This window comes from Sphingobium sp. CR2-8 (genome assembly GCF_035818615.1).
Taxonomy (GTDB): Bacteria; Pseudomonadota; Alphaproteobacteria; order Sphingomonadales; family Sphingomonadaceae; genus Sphingobium.
Window position 1 is genome coordinate 536,692 of the sequence record NZ_JAYKZY010000002.1, and the last position, 21,722, is coordinate 558,413.

The 21,722-nt window shown below is 64.7% G+C and carries 23 protein-coding genes; 7 read left to right on the forward strand and 16 right to left on the reverse strand.

Annotation, left to right across the window (positions count from 1 at the left end; genetic code table 11):
• Nucleotides 1-49 precede the first annotated feature (49 nt).
• From U5A82_RS06525 to hisB, 7 genes are all read right to left on the reverse strand, one after another.
• Nucleotides 50-370, reverse strand: coding sequence for a phosphoribosyl-ATP diphosphatase (locus U5A82_RS06525; RefSeq protein ID WP_326289568.1), 321 nt, complete (start codon nt 368-370; stop codon nt 50-52).
• Nucleotides 371-411: 41 nt separating this feature from the next.
• Nucleotides 412-669 (reverse strand): PEP-CTERM sorting domain-containing protein, encoded by a 258-nt coding sequence (locus U5A82_RS06530; RefSeq protein ID WP_326289570.1) that lies wholly within the window; start codon nt 667-669, stop codon nt 412-414.
• 175 nt (nt 670-844) lie between these two features.
• Complete coding sequence (gene hisF, locus U5A82_RS06535) at nt 845-1,609, reverse strand: imidazole glycerol phosphate synthase subunit HisF (protein WP_326289573.1); 765 nt, start codon at nt 1,607-1,609, stop codon at nt 845-847.
• Between the two features lie 100 nt (nt 1,610-1,709).
• A complete protein-coding gene (hisA, locus tag U5A82_RS06540; protein ID WP_326289574.1) occupies nt 1,710-2,447 on the reverse strand; it encodes a 1-(5-phosphoribosyl)-5-[(5-phosphoribosylamino)methylideneamino]imidazole-4-carboxamide isomerase in 738 nt (245 codons plus the stop codon).
• A gap of 31 nt (nt 2,448-2,478) precedes the next feature.
• Complete coding sequence (hisH, locus tag U5A82_RS06545) at nt 2,479-3,090, reverse strand: imidazole glycerol phosphate synthase subunit HisH (RefSeq protein ID WP_326289576.1); 612 nt, start codon at nt 3,088-3,090, stop codon at nt 2,479-2,481.
• Entirely contained in the window at nt 3,087-3,371 is a 285-nt protein-coding gene (locus U5A82_RS06550) for a YciI family protein (RefSeq protein WP_326289578.1), read from the reverse strand. Before U5A82_RS06550 ends, hisH begins: the two co-directional genes overlap by 4 nt.
• Nucleotides 3,372-3,392: 21 nt before the next feature.
• Nucleotides 3,393-3,980, reverse strand: a complete 588-nt coding sequence (hisB, locus tag U5A82_RS06555; RefSeq protein WP_326292864.1) for an imidazoleglycerol-phosphate dehydratase HisB — start codon at nt 3,978-3,980, stop codon at nt 3,393-3,395.
• Nucleotides 3,981-4,065: 85 nt separating this feature from the next.
• Between hisB and U5A82_RS06560 the strand changes: the two genes are divergently transcribed.
• The 4 genes from U5A82_RS06560 to gmk all read left to right on the forward strand — a co-directional run bounded on the left by U5A82_RS06560 (nt 4,066) and on the right by gmk (nt 7,258).
• A complete protein-coding gene (locus U5A82_RS06560; RefSeq protein WP_326289580.1) occupies nt 4,066-4,542 on the forward strand; it encodes an SspB family protein in 477 nt (158 codons plus the stop codon).
• A gap of 178 nt (nt 4,543-4,720) precedes the next feature.
• Nucleotides 4,721-6,106, forward strand: coding sequence for a class II fumarate hydratase (gene fumC, locus U5A82_RS06565; RefSeq protein WP_326289581.1), 1,386 nt, complete (start codon nt 4,721-4,723; stop codon nt 6,104-6,106).
• A 49-nt stretch (nt 6,107-6,155) separates the two neighbouring features.
• Nucleotides 6,156-6,503, forward strand: a complete 348-nt coding sequence (locus U5A82_RS06570; protein WP_326289582.1) for a hypothetical protein — start codon at nt 6,156-6,158, stop codon at nt 6,501-6,503.
• An 89-nt stretch (nt 6,504-6,592) separates the two neighbouring features.
• Entirely contained in the window at nt 6,593-7,258 is a 666-nt protein-coding gene (gene gmk / locus U5A82_RS06575; protein ID WP_326289584.1) for a guanylate kinase, read from the forward strand.
• Between the two features lie 50 nt (nt 7,259-7,308).
• Here the strand turns inward: gmk and U5A82_RS06580 are convergent, their stop codons facing one another.
• The 7 genes from U5A82_RS06580 to U5A82_RS06610 form a co-directional block, all read right to left on the reverse strand.
• A complete protein-coding gene (locus U5A82_RS06580; RefSeq protein ID WP_326289586.1) occupies nt 7,309-8,373 on the reverse strand; it encodes a class I SAM-dependent methyltransferase in 1,065 nt (354 codons plus the stop codon).
• Nucleotides 8,363-9,229 (reverse strand): prolipoprotein diacylglyceryl transferase, encoded by an 867-nt coding sequence (lgt, locus tag U5A82_RS06585; RefSeq protein ID WP_326289588.1) that lies wholly within the window; start codon nt 9,227-9,229, stop codon nt 8,363-8,365. Before lgt ends, U5A82_RS06580 begins: the two co-directional genes overlap by 11 nt.
• Nucleotides 9,230-9,763: 534 nt before the next feature.
• Nucleotides 9,764-10,285, reverse strand: coding sequence for a sterol desaturase family protein (locus U5A82_RS06590; RefSeq protein WP_326289589.1), 522 nt, complete (start codon nt 10,283-10,285; stop codon nt 9,764-9,766).
• Nucleotides 10,286-10,346: 61 nt separating this feature from the next.
• A complete protein-coding gene (gene metC, locus U5A82_RS06595; protein ID WP_326289590.1) occupies nt 10,347-11,576 on the reverse strand; it encodes a cystathionine beta-lyase in 1,230 nt (409 codons plus the stop codon).
• Complete coding sequence (locus U5A82_RS06600; RefSeq protein ID WP_326289591.1) at nt 11,573-12,418, reverse strand: sulfurtransferase; 846 nt, start codon at nt 12,416-12,418, stop codon at nt 11,573-11,575. Before U5A82_RS06600 ends, metC begins: the two co-directional genes overlap by 4 nt.
• A 97-nt stretch (nt 12,419-12,515) precedes the next feature.
• On the reverse strand, nt 12,516-13,025 hold the full coding sequence (locus tag U5A82_RS06605) for a hypothetical protein (RefSeq protein WP_326289593.1): 510 nt from the start codon (nt 13,023-13,025) through the stop codon (nt 12,516-12,518).
• Nucleotides 12,995-13,786, reverse strand: a complete 792-nt coding sequence (locus U5A82_RS06610) for an LPXTG cell wall anchor domain-containing protein (protein WP_326289594.1) — start codon at nt 13,784-13,786, stop codon at nt 12,995-12,997. The genes U5A82_RS06605 and U5A82_RS06610 overlap by 31 nt, the downstream gene beginning before the upstream one ends.
• 111 nt (nt 13,787-13,897) lie before the next feature.
• Between U5A82_RS06610 and queF the strand changes: the two genes are divergently transcribed.
• Nucleotides 13,898-14,335: a preQ(1) synthase gene (gene queF, locus U5A82_RS06615; RefSeq protein ID WP_326292865.1), complete on the forward strand. Its 438-nt coding sequence runs from the start codon at nt 13,898-13,900 to the stop codon at nt 14,333-14,335.
• Between the two features lie 267 nt (nt 14,336-14,602).
• On the forward strand, nt 14,603-17,254 hold the full coding sequence (locus U5A82_RS06620) for a M1 family metallopeptidase (protein ID WP_326289595.1): 2,652 nt from the start codon (nt 14,603-14,605) through the stop codon (nt 17,252-17,254).
• 136 nt (nt 17,255-17,390) lie between these two features.
• On the opposite strand, the gene U5A82_RS06625 is transcribed toward U5A82_RS06620, so the two are convergent.
• Nucleotides 17,391-18,467 carry a phytase gene (locus U5A82_RS06625; RefSeq protein ID WP_326289596.1) on the reverse strand — a complete coding sequence of 359 codons (1,077 nt, stop codon included), beginning with the start codon at nt 18,465-18,467 and terminating at the stop codon, nt 17,391-17,393.
• A gap of 180 nt (nt 18,468-18,647) precedes the next feature.
• On the opposite strand from U5A82_RS06625, the gene U5A82_RS06630 reads away from it, so the two are divergent.
• Nucleotides 18,648-21,461, forward strand: coding sequence for a TonB-dependent receptor (locus tag U5A82_RS06630; protein ID WP_326289598.1), 2,814 nt, complete (start codon nt 18,648-18,650; stop codon nt 21,459-21,461).
• Between the two features lie 75 nt (nt 21,462-21,536).
• Here the strand turns inward: U5A82_RS06630 and U5A82_RS06635 are convergent, their stop codons facing one another.
• The gene (locus U5A82_RS06635) at nt 21,537-21,698 is read right to left on the reverse strand and encodes a DUF3606 domain-containing protein (RefSeq protein WP_326289599.1); all 162 of its coding nucleotides are present in this window, start codon (nt 21,696-21,698) and stop codon (nt 21,537-21,539) included.
• Between the last annotated feature and the right edge of the window lie 24 nt (nt 21,699-21,722).

Genomic DNA, 21,722 nt, shown 5'->3' on the forward strand with positions numbered 1-21,722 from the left:
CGGCGTGCCAACGCACGAAGCATCGACATCTATCCGGGGAAGACAGGATTCAGTCAGCCGCGCGCGCGGCCTTTTCGGCGATCCCCGACACGCCTTCGCGCCGGTCCAGTTCGTCCAGCACGGCGTCGAGCGGGACGTCCATGTCGGCCAGCAGCAGCAGCAGGTGAAAAAGGAGGTCGGCGCTCTCGCCTACGACTTCCGCGCGGTCGTTCGCCATGGCGGCGATCACCGTCTCCACCGCTTCCTCGCCGACCTTCTGCGCGATCTTGGCGCGGCCGCGGGCAGTCAGCTTGGCGACATAGGAGATCGAAGGATCGGCCTCTCGCCGCTGGCGGATGGTCTGTTCAAGGGTGTGAAGGGTCGCGCGCATGGCACGGCATGAAGCGCCGCGCGCGCGACCCGTCAACAGAATTATTTGCGCTTGCGACCGGCCAGGAACATGCGACCGGCCAGAACCGCCGCGCCCATGCCGAACAGGGCCATCTGTTCGGGTTCGGGCACCGGGGTCGGCGTGCCGCCTGACGAGCTGCCGCCGGTGCTGGTCGAACCACCGGTGGACGAACCGCCGCACTTGCCGAACCAGCACCAGGTGGCGTTGGCGGGCGCGGGCACCGCGACGCCCATCAGGCCGGCAGCGCCAAGCATGAGAAGAGTTTTGCAGATTGTCATATTCATTACCCCGTTTCGAAAAGACGCTATCGTTGTGAAACGACCCGGTACTTTCCTACGCAGTTTGCATGCCAATTTTGCCGAATGACGCATTTCCGCGATTGATCGACATCAGAGACACTGAACGGTTATGGTAAATGTAAATTAACCCGACAGCGGCACGCGTTTTTGCGCTCTAATGGTGGCGAACGGGGATATGCGCGGCGGCTAAAGCCTGATGCGCTTCAGCAATAGTGTGTTGACCGAAGTGAAATATCGATGCCGCTAGGACGGCGCTGGCATGGCCCTGCACCACGCCTTCGACCAGATGGTCCAGCGTCCCGACGCCGCCGCTGGCGATGACCGGAATGGACACCGCATCGGCGATCGTGCGGGTCAGCGCCAGATCATAGCCCTGCTTGGTGCCGTCCCCGTCCATCGATGTCACGAGCAGTTCGCCCGCCCCCAATTCAGCCAAGCGCAACGCATGCGCCAGCGCGTCGATGCCGGTCGGCTTGCGCCCGCCATGGGTGAAGATTTCCCACCGGTCCTCGCCCACGCGCCGGGCGTCGACCGATCCCACGATGCACTGGCTGCCGAAGCGGTCGGCAATATCGGCCACGAGTTCGGGCCGGACGACGGCTGCGCTGTTGACCGCGACCTTGTCCGCACCGGCGAGCAGCAATGCGCGCGCATCCTCCGCGCTGCGTACGCCGCCGCCCACGGTGACGGGCATGAAGCACACTTCGGCCGTGCGGCGCACCACGTCCAGGATCGTCCCGCGCGCCTCATGCGTAGCTGTGATGTCGAGGAAGCATAATTCGTCGGCCCCCGCCGCGTCGTAGAGTTTCGCCTGCTCCACCGGATCGCCCGCGTCCTTGAGGTCCACGAAATTGACGCCCTTGACCACTCGGCCATTGGCGACGTCGAGACAGGGGATCACGCGGGTGCGGACGGTCATCGAATAAGGCTCCAAAATCCGTTCGGCTCGAGTTCGTCGAGAACCCGCGCGCAATGGTTCTCGACAAGCTCGAACCGAACGGAGGGACAAGTGTTCGTATTCAAGCCGCCGCCTGCGCAACCGCCAGCGCGATCTTCAGGTCCAGCCGCCCGTCATAGAGCGCGCGACCGGTAATGACGCCCTCGATCCCATCCTCGGTATGCAGGCTCAAGATGCGAATGTCCGCAATTCCCGCCACGCCGCCGCTGGCGATCACCGGGATGCCGGTGGCACGCGCAAGGTCGACGGTCGCGTCGATATTGCAGCCCTTGAGCATGCCGTCGCGGCCGACATCGGTAAAGAGCAGCGACGCGACGCCTGCATCCTCGAACCGGCGGGCCAGATCGATCACCGGCATGTCGCTCTTTTCCGCCCAGCCATCGGTTGCGACGAAACCGTCGCGCGCGTCGACCGCCACGACGATGCCGCCGGGAAAGTCGCGCGCCGCCGCCTTGACGAAGGCGGGGTCTTTCAGCGCGGCGGTCCCGATCACGATGCGCGATACGCCGAGGTCAAACCAGCGCTCCACCGCTTCGCGGTTGCGGATGCCGCCACCCAACTGGACATGGCCGGGAAAGGCTTCCACGATCGCCTCGACCGCTTGCGCATTCACCGCATGGCCCGCGAAACTGCCGTCCAGATCGACCACATGCAGATGCTGGGCGCCCGCCTGGGAGAAGAGCAGCGCCTGAGCAGCAGGATCGTCGCCATAGACGGTGGCGCGGTCCATGTCGCCTTCGGCGAGGCGGACGACCTGGCCGCCTTTCAGGTCGATGGCGGGAAAGACGATCAGGGACATAGGACTGACATCCGTTCGGAGGGATATTGATTCACGGCCGCCAGTCCAGAAAGCGCGCAAGAAACGCAAGCCCGTAGCGCTGGCTCTTTTCCGGGTGGAACTGGCATCCGATGATGGTGTCGCGGGCGACCGCGGCCACCAGCGGCCCGCCATGGTCGGTCGTCGCGGCGACATGCACGGGGTTCGTGGCTTCGAAATGATAGCTGTGCAGGAAATAGGCTTCGCCCGTGTCCAGCAAGGGATGCGCGCCGTTCAGCACGACATCGTTCCAGCCCATATGCGGCACCTTGATCGCAGCGTCGGCCCGTTCGATCCGCCGCACCGTGCCGGGGATCCAGCCCAGCCCTTCATGTCGACCAAACTCCTCGCCTGCATCCGCCAGCAACTGCATGCCCACGCACACGCCGAGAAAAGGGGTGCCGCGTTCGTCGACAGCCTGCGTCATGGCGTCCACCATGCCCGGTATCGCCACCAGCGCGTCGCGGCAGGCGCGAAACGCCCCCACACCGGGCAGCACGATGCGGTCGGCCCTGGCGACCACATCGGCGTCGGCCGTGATCGTCACATCGTCCGCCCCCGCCTTGCGCAGGGCATTATGGACCGAATGCAGGTTGCCCGCGCCATAATCGATAAGGGCGATCATGTTTTGAGGAATTCCAGACCCGAAGCCACGAAGCTGGGATTGAATTCCGTCAGCGTGATCTCCGCCACGCCGTTCAGAACGAAGGGATCGGTCGCCACCTTGGCTTCGATGTCGGCCTTTTCGCCTTGGGCGATCAATATGCCGCCCTCGCGCGGAACCTTGCGCCCGGCGACCAGCAGCCATCCGTCGGCCAGGCCCGCCTTCAACCAGGCCACATGCGCGTCCATATGCGAATCCACGGTGGGCAGATCGACGATATAGTGCAGAGACACGATGAACATGGGTTGGGCCTTTCCTGTCGTTTACAACATGCCCTTGGTCGACGGAATGGCGTCCGCCTTGCGCGGGTCGATCTCCACCGCCTGCCGCAGCGCGCGGGCCAGGCCCTTGAACGCGCTTTCGACGATATGGTGGTTGTTGCTGCCATAGAGCAGTTCGATGTGCAGCGTGATACCCGCCGTCTGGGCGAAGCTGTGGAAGAAATGCTCCACCATCTCCGTGTCCCATTCGCCGACCTTGTGCGTCGTGAAGGGCAGTTTGCACACCAGCCAGGGTCGGCCCGAAATGTCGAGCGCCACGCGGCTCAACGTCTCGTCCATCGGCGAATAGACGCTGCCATATCGGCTGATGCCGCGCTTGTCGCCCAACGCCTTGGCCACCGCTTCGCCGATCGCGATCGCGGTATCCTCGGTGGTGTGATGCTGGTCGATATGCAGGTCGCCGACCGTCTTCACGTCCATGTCGATCAGCGAATGGCGCGACAACTGCTCGATCATATGGTCGAGGAAGCCGATGCCCGTCGATACGGTATAGAGGCCGGTCCCGTCGAGGTTGACGGTGACGTCGATCTGGGTTTCCGCCGTGTTGCGGTGAATCTCGGCCGTGCGCATGGCCGCCCTATAGCGTGTAGCGCCCGTCATGCAATCTGTGGATGCAGGCTTGACCCCATGTTTCGCGCCGTTAGGACATTGCGCCATGAGCGATAACCTGCCCGACAGCCTGATTCCCTATGACGAAATCGTGCAGGAGGCCCTGCGCGCGGTCGTCGGCCGCGTGTTGGGGGAGGTGGAGCAGTCCGGCGGGCTGCCGGGCGCGCACCATTTCTACATCACCTTCAAGACGCATGCGCCGGGCGTCGATATCCCCAAGCATCTGACTGAACGCTTCCCGGACGAAATGACGATCGTCCTCCAGAATAAATATTGGGATCTCAAGGTGCAGAGCGACCTGTTCCAGGTCAGCCTGACCTTCAACCAGGTGGCGGCGCAACTCACCATTCCCTTTTCGGCGATCACCGCGTTCGTCGATCCTGCGGTCAATTTCGCGCTCCAGTTCCAGGTCCAGGCCGACGAATTGCCGCAGCCGCATGACGAGGCCGAAAATGACGGCCCGCAGGTCACGGCCGAAGATGGCTCCAATGTGGTGACGGTGGACTTCGGCAAGAAGAAATAAGGCGCGTCCCAAAGCGGACATTCCGGATTTCCTTACGCTTGCGCAGGGCGGCCTGGGCGGGCGTGTGGCCGTCTGCCGCTGGATCATGTAATTCCAACCTTGCCATTGGATTCCATCGCCTTCCTCCTACATGACACTCTTATTGCGATCCTTTCTCAGGAACAATGGGAGTGCCTTCATGACTGCGACCCGCACCGAAACAGACAGCATCGGCGCCATAGAGGTTCCGGCCGATGCCTATTGGGGCGCGCAGACGCAGCGCAGTATCGAGAATTTTCCCTTTGGCAGCACCGAACGCATGCCGATCGGCATCGTCCACGCGCTTGCCATCGTGAAGCAGGCGGCGGCGCGGGTTAATCGGCGGCACGGGCTGGACGCGAAGATCGCCGACGCCATCGAAGCCGCCGCTGCCGAAGTAGCGGCCGGGCAGCATGACGACCAGTTTCCGCTCGTCATCTGGCAGACGGGCAGCGGCACCCAGTCGAACATGAACGTCAACGAAGTGATCGCCGGGCGCGCCAATGAAATCCTGACCGGGACGCGCGGCGGCAAATCGCCGGTGCATCCCAATGACCATGTAAACGCCGGGCAGTCTTCCAACGACAGCTTTCCCACCGCCCTGCACATCGCCGCCGCACTCGCCGCAACGCGCCAGCTTTTGCCCGCGCTGGAACGGCTGGAAAATGCGCTGCTGGAAAAGTCCAAGGTCTGGCATCACATCGTCAAGATCGGCCGCACCCATTTGCAGGATGCGACGCCGCTGACGCTGGGCCAGGAATTTTCGGGCTATTATGCGCAGATCCGCCTCGCTCGGACACGCACCATGCCGCTGGTCGAACATGGGCTGTCCAGACTGGCGCAGGGCGGCACGGCGGTGGGCACCGGCCTCAACGCCCCGCAGGGTTTCGCCGAGGACGTCGCGGCGGAAATCGCGCAACTGACCAGCTTCCCGTTCGAAACCGCCCCCAACAAGTTCGAGGCGCTGGCCAGCAACGACACGCTGGTCGATTTTTCCGGACGGCTGAACATGATCGCCGTGGCGCTGACGAAGATCGCCAACGACATCCGCCTGCTGGGCAGTGGTCCCCGATCCGGGCTGGGTGAATTGGACCTGCCCGCCAATGAGCCGGGCAGCTCGATCATGCCGGGGAAGGTCAACCCGACCCAGTGCGAAATGCTGACCATGGTCGCCGCGCAGGTGATCGGCAATCATCAGGCCGTCACCGTAGGCGGGATGCAGGGCCATATGGAACTCAACGTCTTCAAGCCGCTGATCGGCGCGGCGGTGCTGCGGTCGATCCATCTGTTGAGCGTGGGCATGCAAAGCTTTGCCGAACGTTGTGTCGACGGGTTGAAGGCGAATGAGGAACGCATCGCCGAACTGGTCGATCGGTCGCTCATGCTGGTCACCGCGCTGGCGCCGGAAATCGGCTATGACAACGCCGCCGCCATCGCCAAACATGCGCACAAAAAGGGTCTGACCCTGAAACAGGCGGGCCTCGACCTGGGGCTGGTGGATAGCGCCACGTTCGATCGCCTCGTGCGCCCTGAAAATATGGTGTGATCCACATGAAGATGGCGGAACCGGCGGGCGTTCGATACATTAACCCTGTATGAAGAAGAAAACGCTTGGCCCCGCCGCACCGCTGGTGACGATCCGTCCGCCCAAAAAAGCCGGACTGCTGCGAAAAGCCGCGCGCATAGGTGCTACTGTGGTGGCCGCGCGCGTGGCGGCCGCGACCGGCAAGAAGGGCGTGTTCGGCCTGCTTGCCGGGGCTGGCGCCAAGCGCGTCATCATGCGCTACCCCGCTGGCGCGCTGTTCGTCACGGGCGCCTATATGGCCGGTAAGCTGTACGAGGCGAAGCGGGAGGCGGAACGCAAGCGGAACCTCAAGCTGCTTCCCGACAAGAGTGGCGAGCCGATTTCGATCGAAACCGCGCGCAAGGTTGGCCGACCCTAAAGGGTTACGCGGCCGACTGCATTTCGCCATCATCCTGCTCCCCTTTTGCGCCCTCTTGCAAAAGCGCGTCTCAGGCGTCACTAGCGGCCATGGCCGATAGCATTTCTTCAGAGACTCCCGATTTCAAGCGGCGGGGCGTCCTTTTCGTCCTGTCTTCGCCGTCGGGTGCGGGCAAATCCACCATCGCGCGCAAACTGCTGGCGGCGGAAACCGATCTGTCCATGTCGGTGTCGGCCACGACGCGGCCGATGCGGCCGGGCGAAGTGGACGGCAAGGATTATCATTTCGTCGATCTGGAAGAATTTCGCCGGATGACGGCGGATCATGAATTTCTGGAATGGGCGCATGTCTTCGGCCAGCGCTACGGCACGCCGCGTGCGCCCGTCGAAGCGATGCTCAAGTCCGGCAAGGACGTCTTGTTCGACATCGACTGGCAGGGCGCGCAGCAGTTGCACCAGATCGCTGGCGGCGACGTCGTCCGCATCTTCATCCTGCCGCCGTCCATGGAGGAACTGGAGCGCCGCCTGCGCGGGCGGGCGACCGACAGCGACGCGGTGATCGACGGCCGCATGGCGCGCGCGGCGGGCGAAATCGCGCATTGGGACGGTTACGACTATGTTCTGTGCAATGTCGATGCGCAGGATTGTTTCGAGCGGGTCCAGACCATCCTGCATGCCGAACGCATGAAGCGCAGCCGCCAGACCGGGCTGATCGGCTTCATCCGCAAGCTGGGCCGCTACCACCAGGACGATTGAGCCTTTTGCCATTGCCGCGTTTTGCACCCGAAGCGCACGGGTAGGAAAGCCTATGTCTCGAACCCGGCCGGGTCGGCCCAATCGGGATGCGTCCACACCATCGCCTTGAACAATGTCCCCATTTCCGCGTCGTCGGTCAGGCGGTGGCGGGCGGCCTCGACCTCCGCCGCGCGGGCGGGGCTGGTGCGGGCGAGCTGATCGGCGCGGGCGTCGATGCCCAGCTGACGCAGATAGTCGCCCTGACCGACCGGGCCATGGACGCGCAATCCGGCTTGCAGCGCCATATTGCCCAGCACCGTGAAATCGACATGCGTGGTGAGATCCACGTCGCCCGGATCGGTGAAGGGATCGGCGAACTGGTGCGCCTTCACTGCCTGCAGCGTGTCGCCAAGCGCTGGGCCGGCATAGCCATAATCGACCAGGATCATCGCGCCGCCCTGCTTGGCGATGCGGTGGGCCAGGGCATAGGCGATGCCCGCGCCCACGATCGGCGATTCCAGGATCGCGCCTTCTGGCGCATCGACGGCGAAGGGCGGCAGGCCCAATTCAATGCGGCGATAGCCGGGCACGGCCATGAAGCGGCCATCCTCTTCGCGGCGGATGACGACCCGTTCGCGCCATTCGTCGCCGACGCGGATGCATTGTCGGACGGGCAGGGCGTCGAAAAATTCATTGGCGACGACCAGCAGCGGGCAGGTTTCGGGCAGGGTGTCGATGCTGTCGTGATGGACGAGCGTGGGGAGCAAAGCGCGTTGCCGTTCGCGCAATGTCGGGCTGGTTTCGACCAGATGGACCTTGGGCGCGAGCGCGGCGCGCTCCATGGCGCGCAGGGCGTCCGCCGCCAGCGTCCCGCGCCCCGGCCCCAGTTCGACATAGGTCGGGTTGGGGCGACGGCCCGACCGCATCCAGATGTCAGCGAGGGCGAGGCCCAGCAATTCGCCGAACATCTGGCTGATTTCCGGGGCCGTCGTGAAGTCGCCAGCCGCGCCCAGGGGATCGCGGCTGGCGTAATAATGCTGGTTCGCTTCGCCGATATAATGGGCGACCGAAATCGGGCCGCCCGAAGCGATCTGCCCCGCCAGCCGCTGGGCCAGCGAGGTCGGTTCAGGCGACACTGTTCGCCCCGGCGATCGGCTCCACCCGCACCCGGCGGCGGCTGGCCGTGGCGATGAGGTAGAGGCCGCCCAGGATCATCGGCAGGCACAGCCACTGGCCCATATGCAGGCCGGTGCGCGCGGCGAACTCCATCAGTTGCGCATCGGCTTCGCGGAAATATTCCACGCCGAAGCGGAAGCAGCCATAGCCCAGGATGAAGATGCCGACCAACATGCCCGGCTTGTAGCGCGCTTTCGTCTTCCAGAAGGCGAAGGCGAGGATCAGGAACAGCAGGACGCCCTCCAGCGCGGCTTCATAGAGTTGGCTGGGGTGCCGGGCGAAGGGGCCGCCGGTCGGGAAGATTATGCCCCAGGGCACGTCGGTTTCCTTGCCCCACAATTCCCCGTTCACGAAATTGGCGAGGCGGCCGAAGAACAGGCCGAAGGGCACGACGCAGGCGACATAGTCGTGGATGCGCAGCCAGCTGAGCTTTTCCTTCCACGCCATGTAGAGGATGCCGAGCGACACGCCCACCGCGCCGCCATGGAAGGACATGCCGCCATTCCATAGCTTGAAGATGTCGAGCGGATGGGCGAGGATTTCGGGCTGGTAGAAGATCACATAGGCGAGCCGCCCGCCGATGATGATGCCCAGCGTCGCGTAGAAGATCATGTCGTCGGCGTGGCGGCGGGCCATCGGCGAACCCGGCTGGTCCACCAGTTTCAGCAGATACCAGTAGCCGATCAAGATACCCGCCAGATAGGCGAGGCTGTACCATTTCAGCGTGAAGAAGCCCAGGTTGAGGGCAACGGGGTCAAGCCCCAGATCTTCGAAGCGAATGGCGCTGGCAGCGGCGGCGGCAAGGTCCAGGATCAAAACGGCGTCCTTCTGGGAATTGGATTGCGGGCATAGAGCAAGCGGCGGCCAAGATGAAGGGGGAGATGGAAGAGAGGCGGGATTCGCGGGGTGGCGGAGCATTTTGGGTCACGGTCGGGTCACACCGTCGAAGTTCACACCGTCGTGCGATGATTTTTGCGGGCGTATTCGGGTGTGTTGCGCCTGTGAAGCGACAGCGACGCGTCTGGTGCGCCACGGTAACGCGTCGGCGACGCGCCTTGTAGGTCATGACGGCGCGCCGCCTGGGTCATGGTCGTGCGTCAGGGCTGCGGCGGGTTGCGATGCTGTGCGGGCGTGGGGTGGGCGTTGCATCGAGGAGAGTAGATCAGGGAATGGCGTGGTAGGAAAGGGCGGGCTTTGGGGGGAGGAGGCTGGAAGCGACCACTTACCGGCATTACACATCCGTTCGGGCTGAGCTTGTCGAAGCCCTTAGCGTTTAAAAAGGAGAGGCCCTTCGACAGGCTCAGGGCGAACGGAGCCTGATGGTGGAATGACCACTCCCTACCCTAAAAATCACCCGCTTACCCCTACATCCTCCCGCCCCTTTGCCGCGCGGACGCCTTCCCTGCCGCGATCGGCCAATTGGCGTTTCAGGGCGGTGGGGTGGGGGGCGACCAAGAAGCCGAAGCTGACGGTGCCTTCCTTCGTTTCGACCGCATGGTGCAGGCGGTGGGCCTGGACGATGCGCTTCATGTAGCGCGAGCGGGCGACATAGCGGTGCCTGACCCGTTGATGGACGATAATGTCGTGGAAACCCAGATAGATGGCGCCATAGGCGGCGATGCCCGCGCCGCAAGCCGTCGCCCAATTGCCCCAGCCCCATTGCACCCCGCCCAGCAGCAACAGGATGGAGGGCAGGGCGAAGATCACGAAATAAAGGTCGTTGGCTTCCCACAGGCCCGTGCGCGGGCGGTGATGGCTGGCGTGGAGGAACCAGCCCGGACCGTGCATCACCCAGCGGTGCATGACATAGGCGAACCCCTCCATCGCGGCGATGGTGGCGACGAAGATCAGCAGAAGGGCGATGGGCGACATGGCCCCGATATAGGCGCAGTCAGGGGCGTAGGCGACCCCCTATCGTCGGCAGTCGATCCCCTCAGCCGCCATCCCGGATCGCGCGGAAGCGGGCGAGGCCGGCGTCGAGGTCCGCGATCAGGTCGGCCGGGTCTTCCAGGCCGATATGGAGGCGGACGGCGGGGCCTTGCGCCGACCACGTCGTTGCGCTGCGGTAGCGGGCGGGGTCGATGGGGAGGGCGAGGCTTTCGAAGCCGCCCCAGCTATAGCCGATCCCGAAATGGGCGAGGCCGTCGATCAGCGCGGCGCGCGCCCGGTCGTCGCCGCCGTGCAGGATGAAGCTGAACAGGCCGGTCGATCCGCTGAAATCGCGCCGCCACAGCGCATGACCGGGGCAGTCGGGCAAAGCGGGATGCAGGACGCGGGCGACATCGGGCTGCTCGGCCAACCAGCACGCGACGGCGAGCGCGCTATCCTGATGCTGCGCCAACCGGATGCCCAATGTGCGCAGGCCGCGCGAGGCGAGCCAGGCGTCGTCGGGGCTGGTCATCTGGCCGAAGAGATAGGCGGTCTGGCGGACCTTCGCGAACCAGTCGGCCGTCGCGGTGACGCTGCCCAGCATCACGTCGCTATGGCCGACGATATATTTGGTGCAGGCAAGAATGGTGATGTCGATGCCGCGCGACAGCGCCGGGAAATAGAGCGGCGTCGCCCAGGTATTGTCAGCCAAGGTGACGACATCGTTCGCCTTCGCCCAGGCGGTGAGGGCCGGGATATCCTGCACCTCGAACGTCAGGCTGCCGGGGCTTTCGAGGAAGAGCGCGCGGATCGGGCCGTCGGCGAGATACACATCGAGTGAGACGGTTGTCGGATCATAATATATCGTTTCTATACCGTAACTTTTCAGCAATTGCTCGCAGAAGTTGCGGGTCGGGTCATAGGCGCTGTCGACCATCAGCAACCGGTCACCCGGTTTCAACACCGCCATCAATGCGCAGGCGATCGCGGCCACGCCGGACGGGAACAGCATCGTGCCCTCCGCGCCCGGCTCCATTTCGGTGAGGGCGTCGGCCAGGGACCAGGCGGTCGGCGTGCCCTTGCGCCCGTAGAAGAGGCGTTCGTGGGTGCTGCTGCCCGCGGCTTTGCGTAAGTGGCCGACATCGTCGTAGAGGATGGTCGAGGCGCGCCAGACCGGCGGGCTGACGATGCCGCCGGGTTGCCCCGGCATGCCGGTCCATTCGGGCTTGCGCCCCGCCTGGGCGAGTTTGGTGAGGGGGCGGCGCCCGTCCTGCTCAGACGCGTCGTCGCTCATGCCGCACCTGTCGCTTTCGGTGTCGCAGGGTCGAGGCCCCATTCCGACCAGCTGCCGTCATAAAGGCTGACGTCGGTCTTCCCGAGCCGCTCGAGCCCCGCGAGCAGGATGGCGGCGGTGACGCCGCTGCCGCAGGTGGTGATGACCGGGCGGTCGAGGGCGATGCCCGCATCGGCATAGAGGGCGCGCAGCTCTTCGTCCGATTTCAGGCTGTTGTCGGGCGCGAACAGCGCCGCATAGGGCAGGTTGCGGCTGCCGGGGATATGGCCGGACGCCATGCCGGGGCGGGGTTCCGCCTCCGTGCCGGTGAAGCGGCCAGCGCCCCGCGCGTCCAGCACTTGCGCCGCGCCGCTGTCGATATTGGCGCGCAGGTCGGCCTTGGTGCGGACCTGCGTGCGGTCGATGCGGGCGATGGCGTTGCCGGGGACTGGGGTGGCTGGGCCGCTGGCGATGGGTCGGGCTTCCGCCAGCCATTTGGGCAGGCCGCCGTCGAGGATCGCGGCGGACGCGCCCACGCCGTAGAGGCGCAGCATCCACCAGGCGCGCGCGGCGCTGCGGATCGGGCTGTTGTCGTAGAGGATGACGCGGCTGTCGGCATCGACGCCGAGTGCCTGGAGCCGCTGCGTCATCAGATCGTCGGGCGGCAATGTGTGGGGCGCGGGGTCGTTCGGATCGGCCAGCGTGTCGAGATCGAGGAAGGCCGCGCCCGGGATATGGGCGGCCTCAAATTCGGCGCGGGCGTCGCGCGGGGTGCCGGGCAGGAACAGCGTGGCGTCAAGGATGCGCAGGTCGGGGGCGCCCAGTTGGGCGGCGAGGTCGGCCGTGGACAGGAAAATGGTCATGCGACGTCCTTATAATCTGCTCGCCTCTGTCTTTGACGAAAGGAAGGGGCTTCGACAAGCGCGCGCGAGCCTGTCGAAGGCGCAGACAGGGCTTCCGTCAGGCGGGCGTGAGTTCGGCGGCAGCGCGGGCGGCGGGGCGGCGATATTGGCGCGGCCCCTGATCCAGGCGCAGCGGCGCGAGCCTTTCGGCGGGCGGCTCCTGCTCCTGCCCGACGATGAAGGCGCGGGCGGTGCGGCCCTGACCCTCCGGCTGCCCGTTCGGTTCGCCTTCGTCCGCGCCCCAGCGATAGGCGGTGTCGAAAGCGGCGAGCGGGATCAGCAGGCTGCGCTGGCCCATGGCGACCGGCACGATCTGATCGGGCGACAGGCGCAGTTCCCCGGTCAACTGGACAGTTTCGCCAGGTGCGATTCCCACGGCGCTGTGGAGCGGCAAGCCGTCCTGGCCGGTGAAGAAGCCCTGGAGCACCGCCTGCTGCTGCGCGCCGCCATTGCCCAGCATGCCGCGCACCAGCACGTCCTGCGCCGGACGGTCGCCGCGATTGTGCAGGATGAGGCGGTAGCTGATCGTCACGCCCATCAGCGAATAGCGCGCCTGGGCGACGGCCATGTCCATGTCGAGCCAGGGGCGGTCGCGCGTGGCGGTGGGCGCGGGGGTGGGCGTGTGCAGCGGTGCGCCTTGTTCCGGTGCGGGCGGCAGAGCGTCGGCGGCTGGTATTGGGGGGCGGGCCTGGCGACGGGTTGGGCGGTGTCTTCGACCAGCGAGGGGGCCGATCGGCGACGGCGGCGGAGCAGGAAGAGCGCCATGAGCGCGATCAAAGCGATTGCGCCGCCAATCAGCCAGGGCGTGGTGTCGCTCTCTTCCGCCGTAGCCGGTGACGGCGTGGTGGGTTCGGGCGAGTCGGCCGCTTTGGGCGCAGGTGTGGGTAACGTTTGGGGCTGGGGGGCGATGCCGTTGCTAGGTTCGGTGGCGGCGGGCGCCTGTGCGGACGGTGCCGTCGGGGACGGCGTGGATGGCGCAGGCGCAGCCGAGGGCGGCGGCGTCGCGCGTTCGGTGGGGCGCGGCTCCCGCGGTTGCGCGGGCGTCTGGCTGGGGCGGCTGGGTTGCGGGGTCGGCTGCACCGTGGTGGAGGGCGGTGTCACGGTCGGGACGACGACGGGCGGCGTTACGACCGGCGGCGTGGCGCGGGGTGTGGCCGGATCGCGATAGACGTTGAGTTCCGGGCCCTGCTGGTTGGGGTTGGGCGCGGGGGTGGTGCTGGCGGGGGGCAGCTGGAAACCGGGGGGCGATTCCTGCGCCTGCTGGGCATGGACGGGCGCGGCCAGCAGCAGCGGCGCGGCGATAAGCAACGGACGAATGATGGACCCCATGGGCCTGCCAAGGCACAAGAATGGCTGAACCGCAAGTGAACAATGCGAAGGCGATGACATCAGACGTGCAATGGCGTAGATGCGCGGCATGACCGACCTTCCTATTCCCCCCTGCACCTGGGCCAGACCAGCGCCCTTCCCGCCAGTCCCGAAGCGGCCGTGCTGGATTATGTGCCCAATCCGCGCCCCGGCAAACCCTATCTGGTGCGCTTCACCGCGCCCGAATTCACGTCGCTCTGCCCGGTGACGGGCCAGCCCGATTTTGCGCATCTGGTGATCGATTATGCGCCGGGCGCGACGATCGTCGAATCGAAATCGCTGAAGCTGTTTCTGGGCGCGTTCCGCAACCATGCGGCCTTTCACGAAGACTGTACCGTGGGCATCGGCGAGCGGCTGTTCGCCGAAATGGACCCGATCTGGCTGCGCATCGGTGGATATTGGTATCCGCGCGGGGGCATTCCCATCGACGTCTTTTGGCAATCGGGCGAGCCGCCCGCAGGCCTGTGGCTGCCGCCGCAGGATGTGCCGGGCTATCGCGGACGGGGTTAAGTTAGGGGTTGGCGTCGGGAGACGCCCTTTCTTTTCTGCGCCTCGGCGCGCCAAAAATATTCGCGCAGAGGCGCAGAGGACGCCGAGACATAGATTGGCCTGCGGCGCTTGGTAGTTTGCTCATCTGACCAACCGCCATCAGGCTTCGACCAACGACATCGCGTCGGATAGGCTGCGCTTGACCGATGCAGCGAAACGGGTGATCCCGCGTTATTGCGCGCGAGATAGTGTCTCATGCGCCCCCAGACGTGTCGGAGTCCGCCTATTATGTCGCTCAAGAAAATCCTGCCGCTGTTGATCGCGGCCGCCCCGGTCGCGTTGGCCGCTCCCGCCTTGGCGCAGGCCCCTGCGCCTACCGGCCCCGGCGCGGGCATCACCACCCAGCTGCCGCGCGGCGCTGTGCCCAGCCATTATGCGATCGAGGTTACGCCTGATGCGGCCAACCTGAAATTTTCCGGCAAGGTGACGATCGACGTGACTGTCGCGACGCCCCTGCCGACGTTGGTGCTGAACGCGGCGGACCTGAGCTTTTCGACCGTCACGCTGACGCCCGCGCAGGGCAAGGCTGTCAAGGGCACGGCCAAGGTCGATGCGAACGCGCAGACGGTCAGCCTGGATTTCGGCAAGCCGATCCAGCCCGGCCGCTACAAGGTGGATATCGCCTATGCGGGTGTCATCAACCAGCAGGCCAACGGCCTGTTCGCGCTGGACTATACCGACAATGCGGGCGCGGCGAAGCGGGCGCTGTTCACCCAGTTCGAAGCGCCCGATGCCCGCCGTTTCGTGCCGAGCTGGGACGAGCCGAGCTATAAGGCGACGTTCGACCTGAGCGCCGTCGTTCCCGCCGATCAGCTGGCGGTCGGCAATATGCCGGTCAAGACGACGAAGGATCTGGGCGGCGGCAAGAAGCTGGTGACGTTTGGCACGTCGCCCAAAATGTCGTCCTACCTCCTGTTCTTCGGCTTGGGCGAACTGGACCGCGCGACGAAGATGGCTGGCAATACCGAAGTCGGGGTCATCACCGGCAAGGGCAATACGGGGAAGGCGCAACTGGCGCTCGACGCGTCGGCCAGCATCCTGCCCTATTATAACGACTATTTCGGCGTGCCCTATCCGCTGCCCAAGCTCGACAATGTCGCTGGCCCCGGCCAGAGCCAGTTTTTCAGCGCGATGGAAAATTGGGGCGCGATCTTCACCTTCGAGCGGGCCTTGCTGGTCGATCCCCGCTTCACGTCGGAAGCGACCAAGCGCCGCATCTATGAAACCGTCGCACATGAAATGGCGCATCAGTGGTTTGGCGACCTCGTCACCATGGCCTGGTGGGACGATCTGTGGCTGAACGAAGGCTTCGCCAGCTGGATGGCGACCAAGGTGACGGACAAGCTGCAACCCGACTGGGAAATGCTGCTGACCCGCGTTGACGGGCGCGAAGCGGCGATGAGCCTCGATTCGCTCGCCACCACCCATGCCGTCGTGCAGAAGATCACCACCGTCGATCAGGTGAACCAGGCGTTCGACGCGATCACCTATCAAAAGGGTGAAGCGGTCATCACCATGCTGGAAGGCTATGCGGGTGAGGATGCGTGGAAGGCGGGTATTCAGGCCTATATGAAGGCCCATGCCTATGGCAACACCGTGACCGACGACCTGTGGAAGGCAGTCGAGGGCGCGGGCGCGACGGGGCTGGTGTCGATCGCGCATGATTTCACGTCCAAGCCCGGCATCCCGCTGGTCAGGGTGGACAGCGCCGTGTGCAAGGGCGGGTCCACCGTCCTGACGCTGAGCCAAAGCGAGTTCAGCCGCGACCAGAAGAATAAGGCGCCGCTGAGCTGGAACGTGCCGGTCAAGGCGCAGGTGCAGGGCGGCGAGGCGCAGCGGCTGATCCTGGCTGGCAAGGGCACGGTGACGCTGCCGGGCTGCGGCGCCTATGTCATCAATGCGGGGCAGACGGGCTATTATCGCTCGCTCTATCCGGCGGCGAATGTGAAGGCGCTGGCGAAGGATTTCACCAAGCTGGCGAGCATCGACCAGACCGGCCTGCTGGCGGACAATTTCCAGCTGGGGCTGGGCGGCTATCAGCCGATCGGCCTGGCGCTGGATCTGGTTGACGCGGTGCCCGCGACCGCCACGCCCGCCGTTCTGGCCGAAGTGCCCGACTATCTGGCCAGCGCTTATGCCCTGGTGGAAAGCGACAAGAATGCGCAGGCACGCGTCGCGGCCTATGCATCGGCCAAGCTGACGCCGGTGCTGACCGGGATCGGCTACGACGGCAAGGCGGGCGAGAGCGCGCAGGTGCCGGTGCTGCGGTCGGCGCTTGTGTCGACGCTCGGCGATATGGGCGACAAGGCAGTGGTGGGCGAAGCGAACAGGCGCTTCGCGGCGCTGGCCAGCAATCCCGCCGCGCTGGACGGGCCGCTGCGCAACGTCTGGCTGACGATCATCGCCAAGAACGCCGATCAGGCGACCTGGGACAAGCTGCGCGCGATGGCGAAGGGCGCAAAGAGCGACCTGGAAAAGAGCACCGTCTATGCGCTGCTGGGCGCGGCGAAGGAGGAGAAGCTGAGCCAGCAGGCGCTGGACCTGGCATTGACCGACGAGCCGGGCAAGACCACCAGCGCGGCGATCATCAGCCAGGTCGGGGCTGCGCATCCGATGCTGGCGGTGGACTATGTGCTGGCGCACCGCGCGCAATATGAAGCGTTGATCGACGTGTCGGCGCGCAGCCAGGCGCTCGCCCGGCTGGGCAGCGGATCGGCAGACCCGGCGATGGCGACCAAGCTGGACGCCTATGCGACCCAATATCTGACGCCGCAATCGCGCAAGGTGGTGGACCGCTCCATTTCCGCGATCAAGACGCGGATCGAAACGCGCACACGGCTGAAGGCGCCGGTCACGGCCTGGTTCGCGGGGAAGAAATAAGCGGGCGGGGCGGTGGACCGCGATCCACCGCCCGCCGTCGTTTCCCGGCGCAGGCCGGGACCCAGCCTTCCTGGCATAGCGTCGAGGCTTCTGGACCCCGGCCTGCGCCGGGGAATGGTATATCGCCCTTGGTGCGTTAGTCGGGCAATCCCAGTGCTTTGACGATATCGTCCCAGGCGACGAGCTTGAAATTCTGCGCAGCGGCGGCGTTGTGGCCGTCCTGCGCCACGAAAAGCCCGCCGGGATAAGCGGGGCCGAAATCGCCCAGCATCAGGTCGATACCGTCGGTTTCCTCCGACCCGCCAATGGCGCCGTCGACCACGCGGAAGCGGCCGACATAGCTGTCGTCGCGCATGCGATAGACGACATAGGCGTTGTCGCCCTGGCTGGAGACGAGGACATAGCCGTCCTTTTCACCGATCGGGGCGATGGCGACGCCTTCGGCATCCATCACCAGATTCTTGCCGTCCGCCGCGGCGATCTTGGTGGGCGTGGTCGCGCCGGTCGCGCGCGCGTCGAAGCGCCAAAGGCCGACATCTTCTTCCGCCACATAGAGGATGCCGGTGCGGTCATCGACTGCGCAGCCTTCCGACTGGGTGCCCAGTTTCATCGTGCGGACGATCCTGCCGCTGGGCGTCGCGCCCGATGCATCAAGTGCGACCTGGTTCACCGTGCCGTCCTTCAACACGATGAAGGCGTAGGTCGCTTGCGCGTCGCGGTACAGGCAGACGCCATAGGCTTCGCCCTTGCCGCCATCGACCTTGCCGAGCGCCGTCAGCTTGGCGGTGGCGGGGTCCAGGCGGAAGAGGGCGAGTTTCGCGTTTGCCACATCGTTGCGGTCGCTCGCGACGACCAGGATGCCCGGCGCGCCGCCGATCGCCACGCCATCGCGCAGGTCGACATTGTTGACCCGGCCTGCATCCAGGAAATCGCGGGTCTTGCCGTCCAGGCCATAGACATAGAGGCCCGCCTTCTTGTCGGTGCCCACGATCAGACTTTGGGCGGGGTTGGCCGCGTTGCGCCAGATCGCCGGATCGTCCGCCGCGTCGGCATTGGGTGTGCCCACCGGGGTGGTTTCGCCGCGTGCGGTGACGGTGACGGCCGGGGTGGCGTTGGCGATACGCTGCGCCAGCGGCGGTTCGGCAGGCGCGGTCGCACATCCCGCGAGCAGCAGGGCAGCGCCAAGGCTGCCGTAAAGATGAAGTCCGGTCATGATGTCCCCCTTTATGTATGGGCGCGCATTGGACGCGATCGATGACAGATGAATGACGAAAAGGGCTTGAAATGCCTTTGATGCTGTAACCGAAATGTCATCCCATCTTCATGGTGCTGACTTTTGTTGTCCCTACTTGCCCCATCGAGCGCCGAACGGCGCATGTTCAAGGGGGAAATCATGGTGCGTTCATCCAGCCGGCCCGGCGCCGGTATCAAATTCGTTCGTCTGGCCCTGACGTGCGGCATCGCTTGCGGCGCGATGGCATCGTCGGATGCGCTGGCGCAGGCGCCGCTGGAAGAAGAAGCGGAAGCCATCGTCGTTACCGGCAGCCGCCCGATCGCCGAATCCGAAGCCGCCGCGCTGGACGTGCAGAAGAACAGCGATTCGCTGGTCGCCGTGATCGCATCCGATTCGGTGGGCCGCCTGCCCGACCAGAATATCGCCCAGGCCACCAGCCGTCTGCCAGGCGTCAGCGTCGAACGCGACCAGGGCCAGGCGCGCTACATCAACCTGCGCGGGTCGCCCAAGACCTGGACCACCCTGTCGTTCGACGGCATCAACGTCGTCAGCCCCGAAGGCCGCGACGCCCGGTTCGATTCGATCCCGTCCGCGATCGCGGGCAAGATCATCGTGTCCAAGGCGGTGACCCCCGACATGCCGGGCGAGACGGTCGCCGGCAACGTCAACGTCATCACTCGGTCGGCGTTCGACTATGATGGCTTCCATCTGGCGGGCAAGGCCGGTGGCGGCCTGGCGGAACTGGGCGACCGCAAAGAATATGAAGGCAATCTGATCGTGTCGAACCGGTTCGACACCGGTATCGGCGAAATCGGCGTGCTGCTGTCGGGCAGTTATTACGAACGCAACATGATCACCGACAATTTCGAGAATGATTATGAGCGCGTCGGCAATGGTGTGACCACCGGCGACCGCCGTCCCGGCAACGGCACGCGTTTCTGGGCGCATGAAACCGAGAATAAGCTCTATCGCCTGACCCGCAAGAACTGGTCGGTGTCGGGCCGTCTGGACTGGAAGCCGGACGATCAGAACATGATTTCGGCGCGGTCGATCTACACCATCTTCACCGACGACGAAGCTCGCGACAATTATCGTTTCGATCTGGACGACAAGGAAGGCGATCTCGTCAGCAGCACCGCTGCTTGCGGCGCCAGCACCGCCAACACGACGTCGGGCTATGCGGATATCTGCGCAGGCAACACGCCGCAGAAGGGCACGATCTACGGCATCGACATCCGCCAGCGTTCGACGCTGCGCGCGTTCCGCCAGTCGGTGTTCACCAACACGCTGGAAGGCAGCCATGAATTTGCCGACGGCTGGAAACTGAACTGGGTCGGCAATTATACCGAATCGAAGGATGACCGATCGGTCACGGGCGAGGCGAGCTATGAAAGCCCGTCCGCGCGTAACCTGCGCCCGACGGTGGCCTATGACTTCACCGACCCCAACCGGTCGCGCCTGACCCTGTTCCGCACGCTCGTGACCGGGACCGGCGCAGCGACGCGCTACACGGCCGGCGATCAGGTGACGGCGGTGGACAATTTCGCCAAGACGCCGACCGGCTTCACCGTGCTGGACGCGGTCGACACGACCAAGGCCTATACCGGCAAGCTGGTGCTGACCCGTGAACTGGACAATGCGACGCTCAAGGCCGGTTTCCAATATGACCGCCGCAACAAGATCGCCGACGAGAACCAGATTTCGTTGAACGCCGCGCAAGCGGCAACGATCCTGCCCGCTGACTACAACCAGTTTTCGACCGGGCAGAAATTCCTCGGCGAAATTCCGATGGGCTATACTTTCCGCTATTTCGATCTGGACAAGATGCGGGCCGCGTCGGAAGCCGCGCAGCAGGCCTACGCCTTCACGCCCAACACCGGCAATAATTACAATGTGCGCGAGGAAGTGTTCGCCGGTTTCCTGATGGGGACGGTGCGGTACGACTGGGGTTCGGTCGTCGGCGGCGTACGTGTCGAGCATATCAAGAATATGGGTCGCGCCATCGGTACGGTCGGCACCACGCCAGGCCTGATCGTCGCCGAAGCATCGCAGACGCTCGCTTTCCCCAGCCTGCACGTCAACTATAATGTCGATGACACCAAGAAGCTGCGCCTGTCGTTCAACAGCGGCGCGGCGCGGGCCGACTATGACCAACTGCGTCCCAATGTGGTCATCAACGACACGGCCGGCAGCATTTCGGGTGGCAACCCGGCGGTGAAGCCGGAGCGTGCCTATGGCGTCGACGCCTATTTCGAATGGTATTTGCGGCCGCAGGGCTATCTGATGATCGGCACCTTCTACAAGAAGATCGAGGATGTGCTCTACACCTCGTCGCGCACGTTCAATTCGCCCGCACTCAACAGCAACGGCTTCGATCGGTCGGACTATACCTATAGCGGCATCGTCAATGGCGGCAGCGGTCGCATCGTCGGTCTGGAAGCGGCGGCGCAGTTGCAGCTGGAGCCGTGGACGCAGGAACTGGGCCTGCCCGACTTCATGGGTGGCTTTGGCATCTCGGCCAATATCACCCTGAACGATAGCAAGGTCGAAAAGCCCAACGTGGTCACAAACGGGGTGGTCGTGGTTCCGCGCCGCAACGTGCGGCTGCCCGGCACGTCCGACTATGTGTATAATGTCGGCGCCTATTATGAAAAATATGGCGTGTCGCTGCGCCTGCAATATCAGAATCGCAGCAAGTGGCTGGACAGCATTGCGGACACGCTGGTCGATGCTGGCGATACCTATTGGGATAATGACGACGAACTGGATTTCTCGGCGCGCTATACCGTGACGAAGAATTTCGAAATCTATTTCGACGCGTCGAACCTGCTCAACCATCCGGGTCGTCGTTTCTCCGATCCGGGCAGCCTGCTGGCTGCGGCCGGTACGCCTAATGGCGGCACCAGCAACCAGACGATCGAATGGGAACGGTTCGGCCGCCGCTACACAGGTGGCATCCGGTTCAATTTCTGATCCGATCCCCAACGACATTTCAAAAGACAAGGGCCGCGCAGTGCGCGGCCCTTTTTATTGCAGAGTCAGACGAGCCTATCGACCCATATTCAGATAGGCAGCGACTGCGTCTATGCTGTCGCCGACGATATCGACGGCTTCCGCCAACTCTTCCGGCGAAACGTCGAAGCGGTAGGTCCAGTATAGGATCGCCGCTTCGCTGTTCAGATCGACCCGATCGGCATCCCGGTCCTGCATGTCCTGTCTCATAGACAGTTAGAA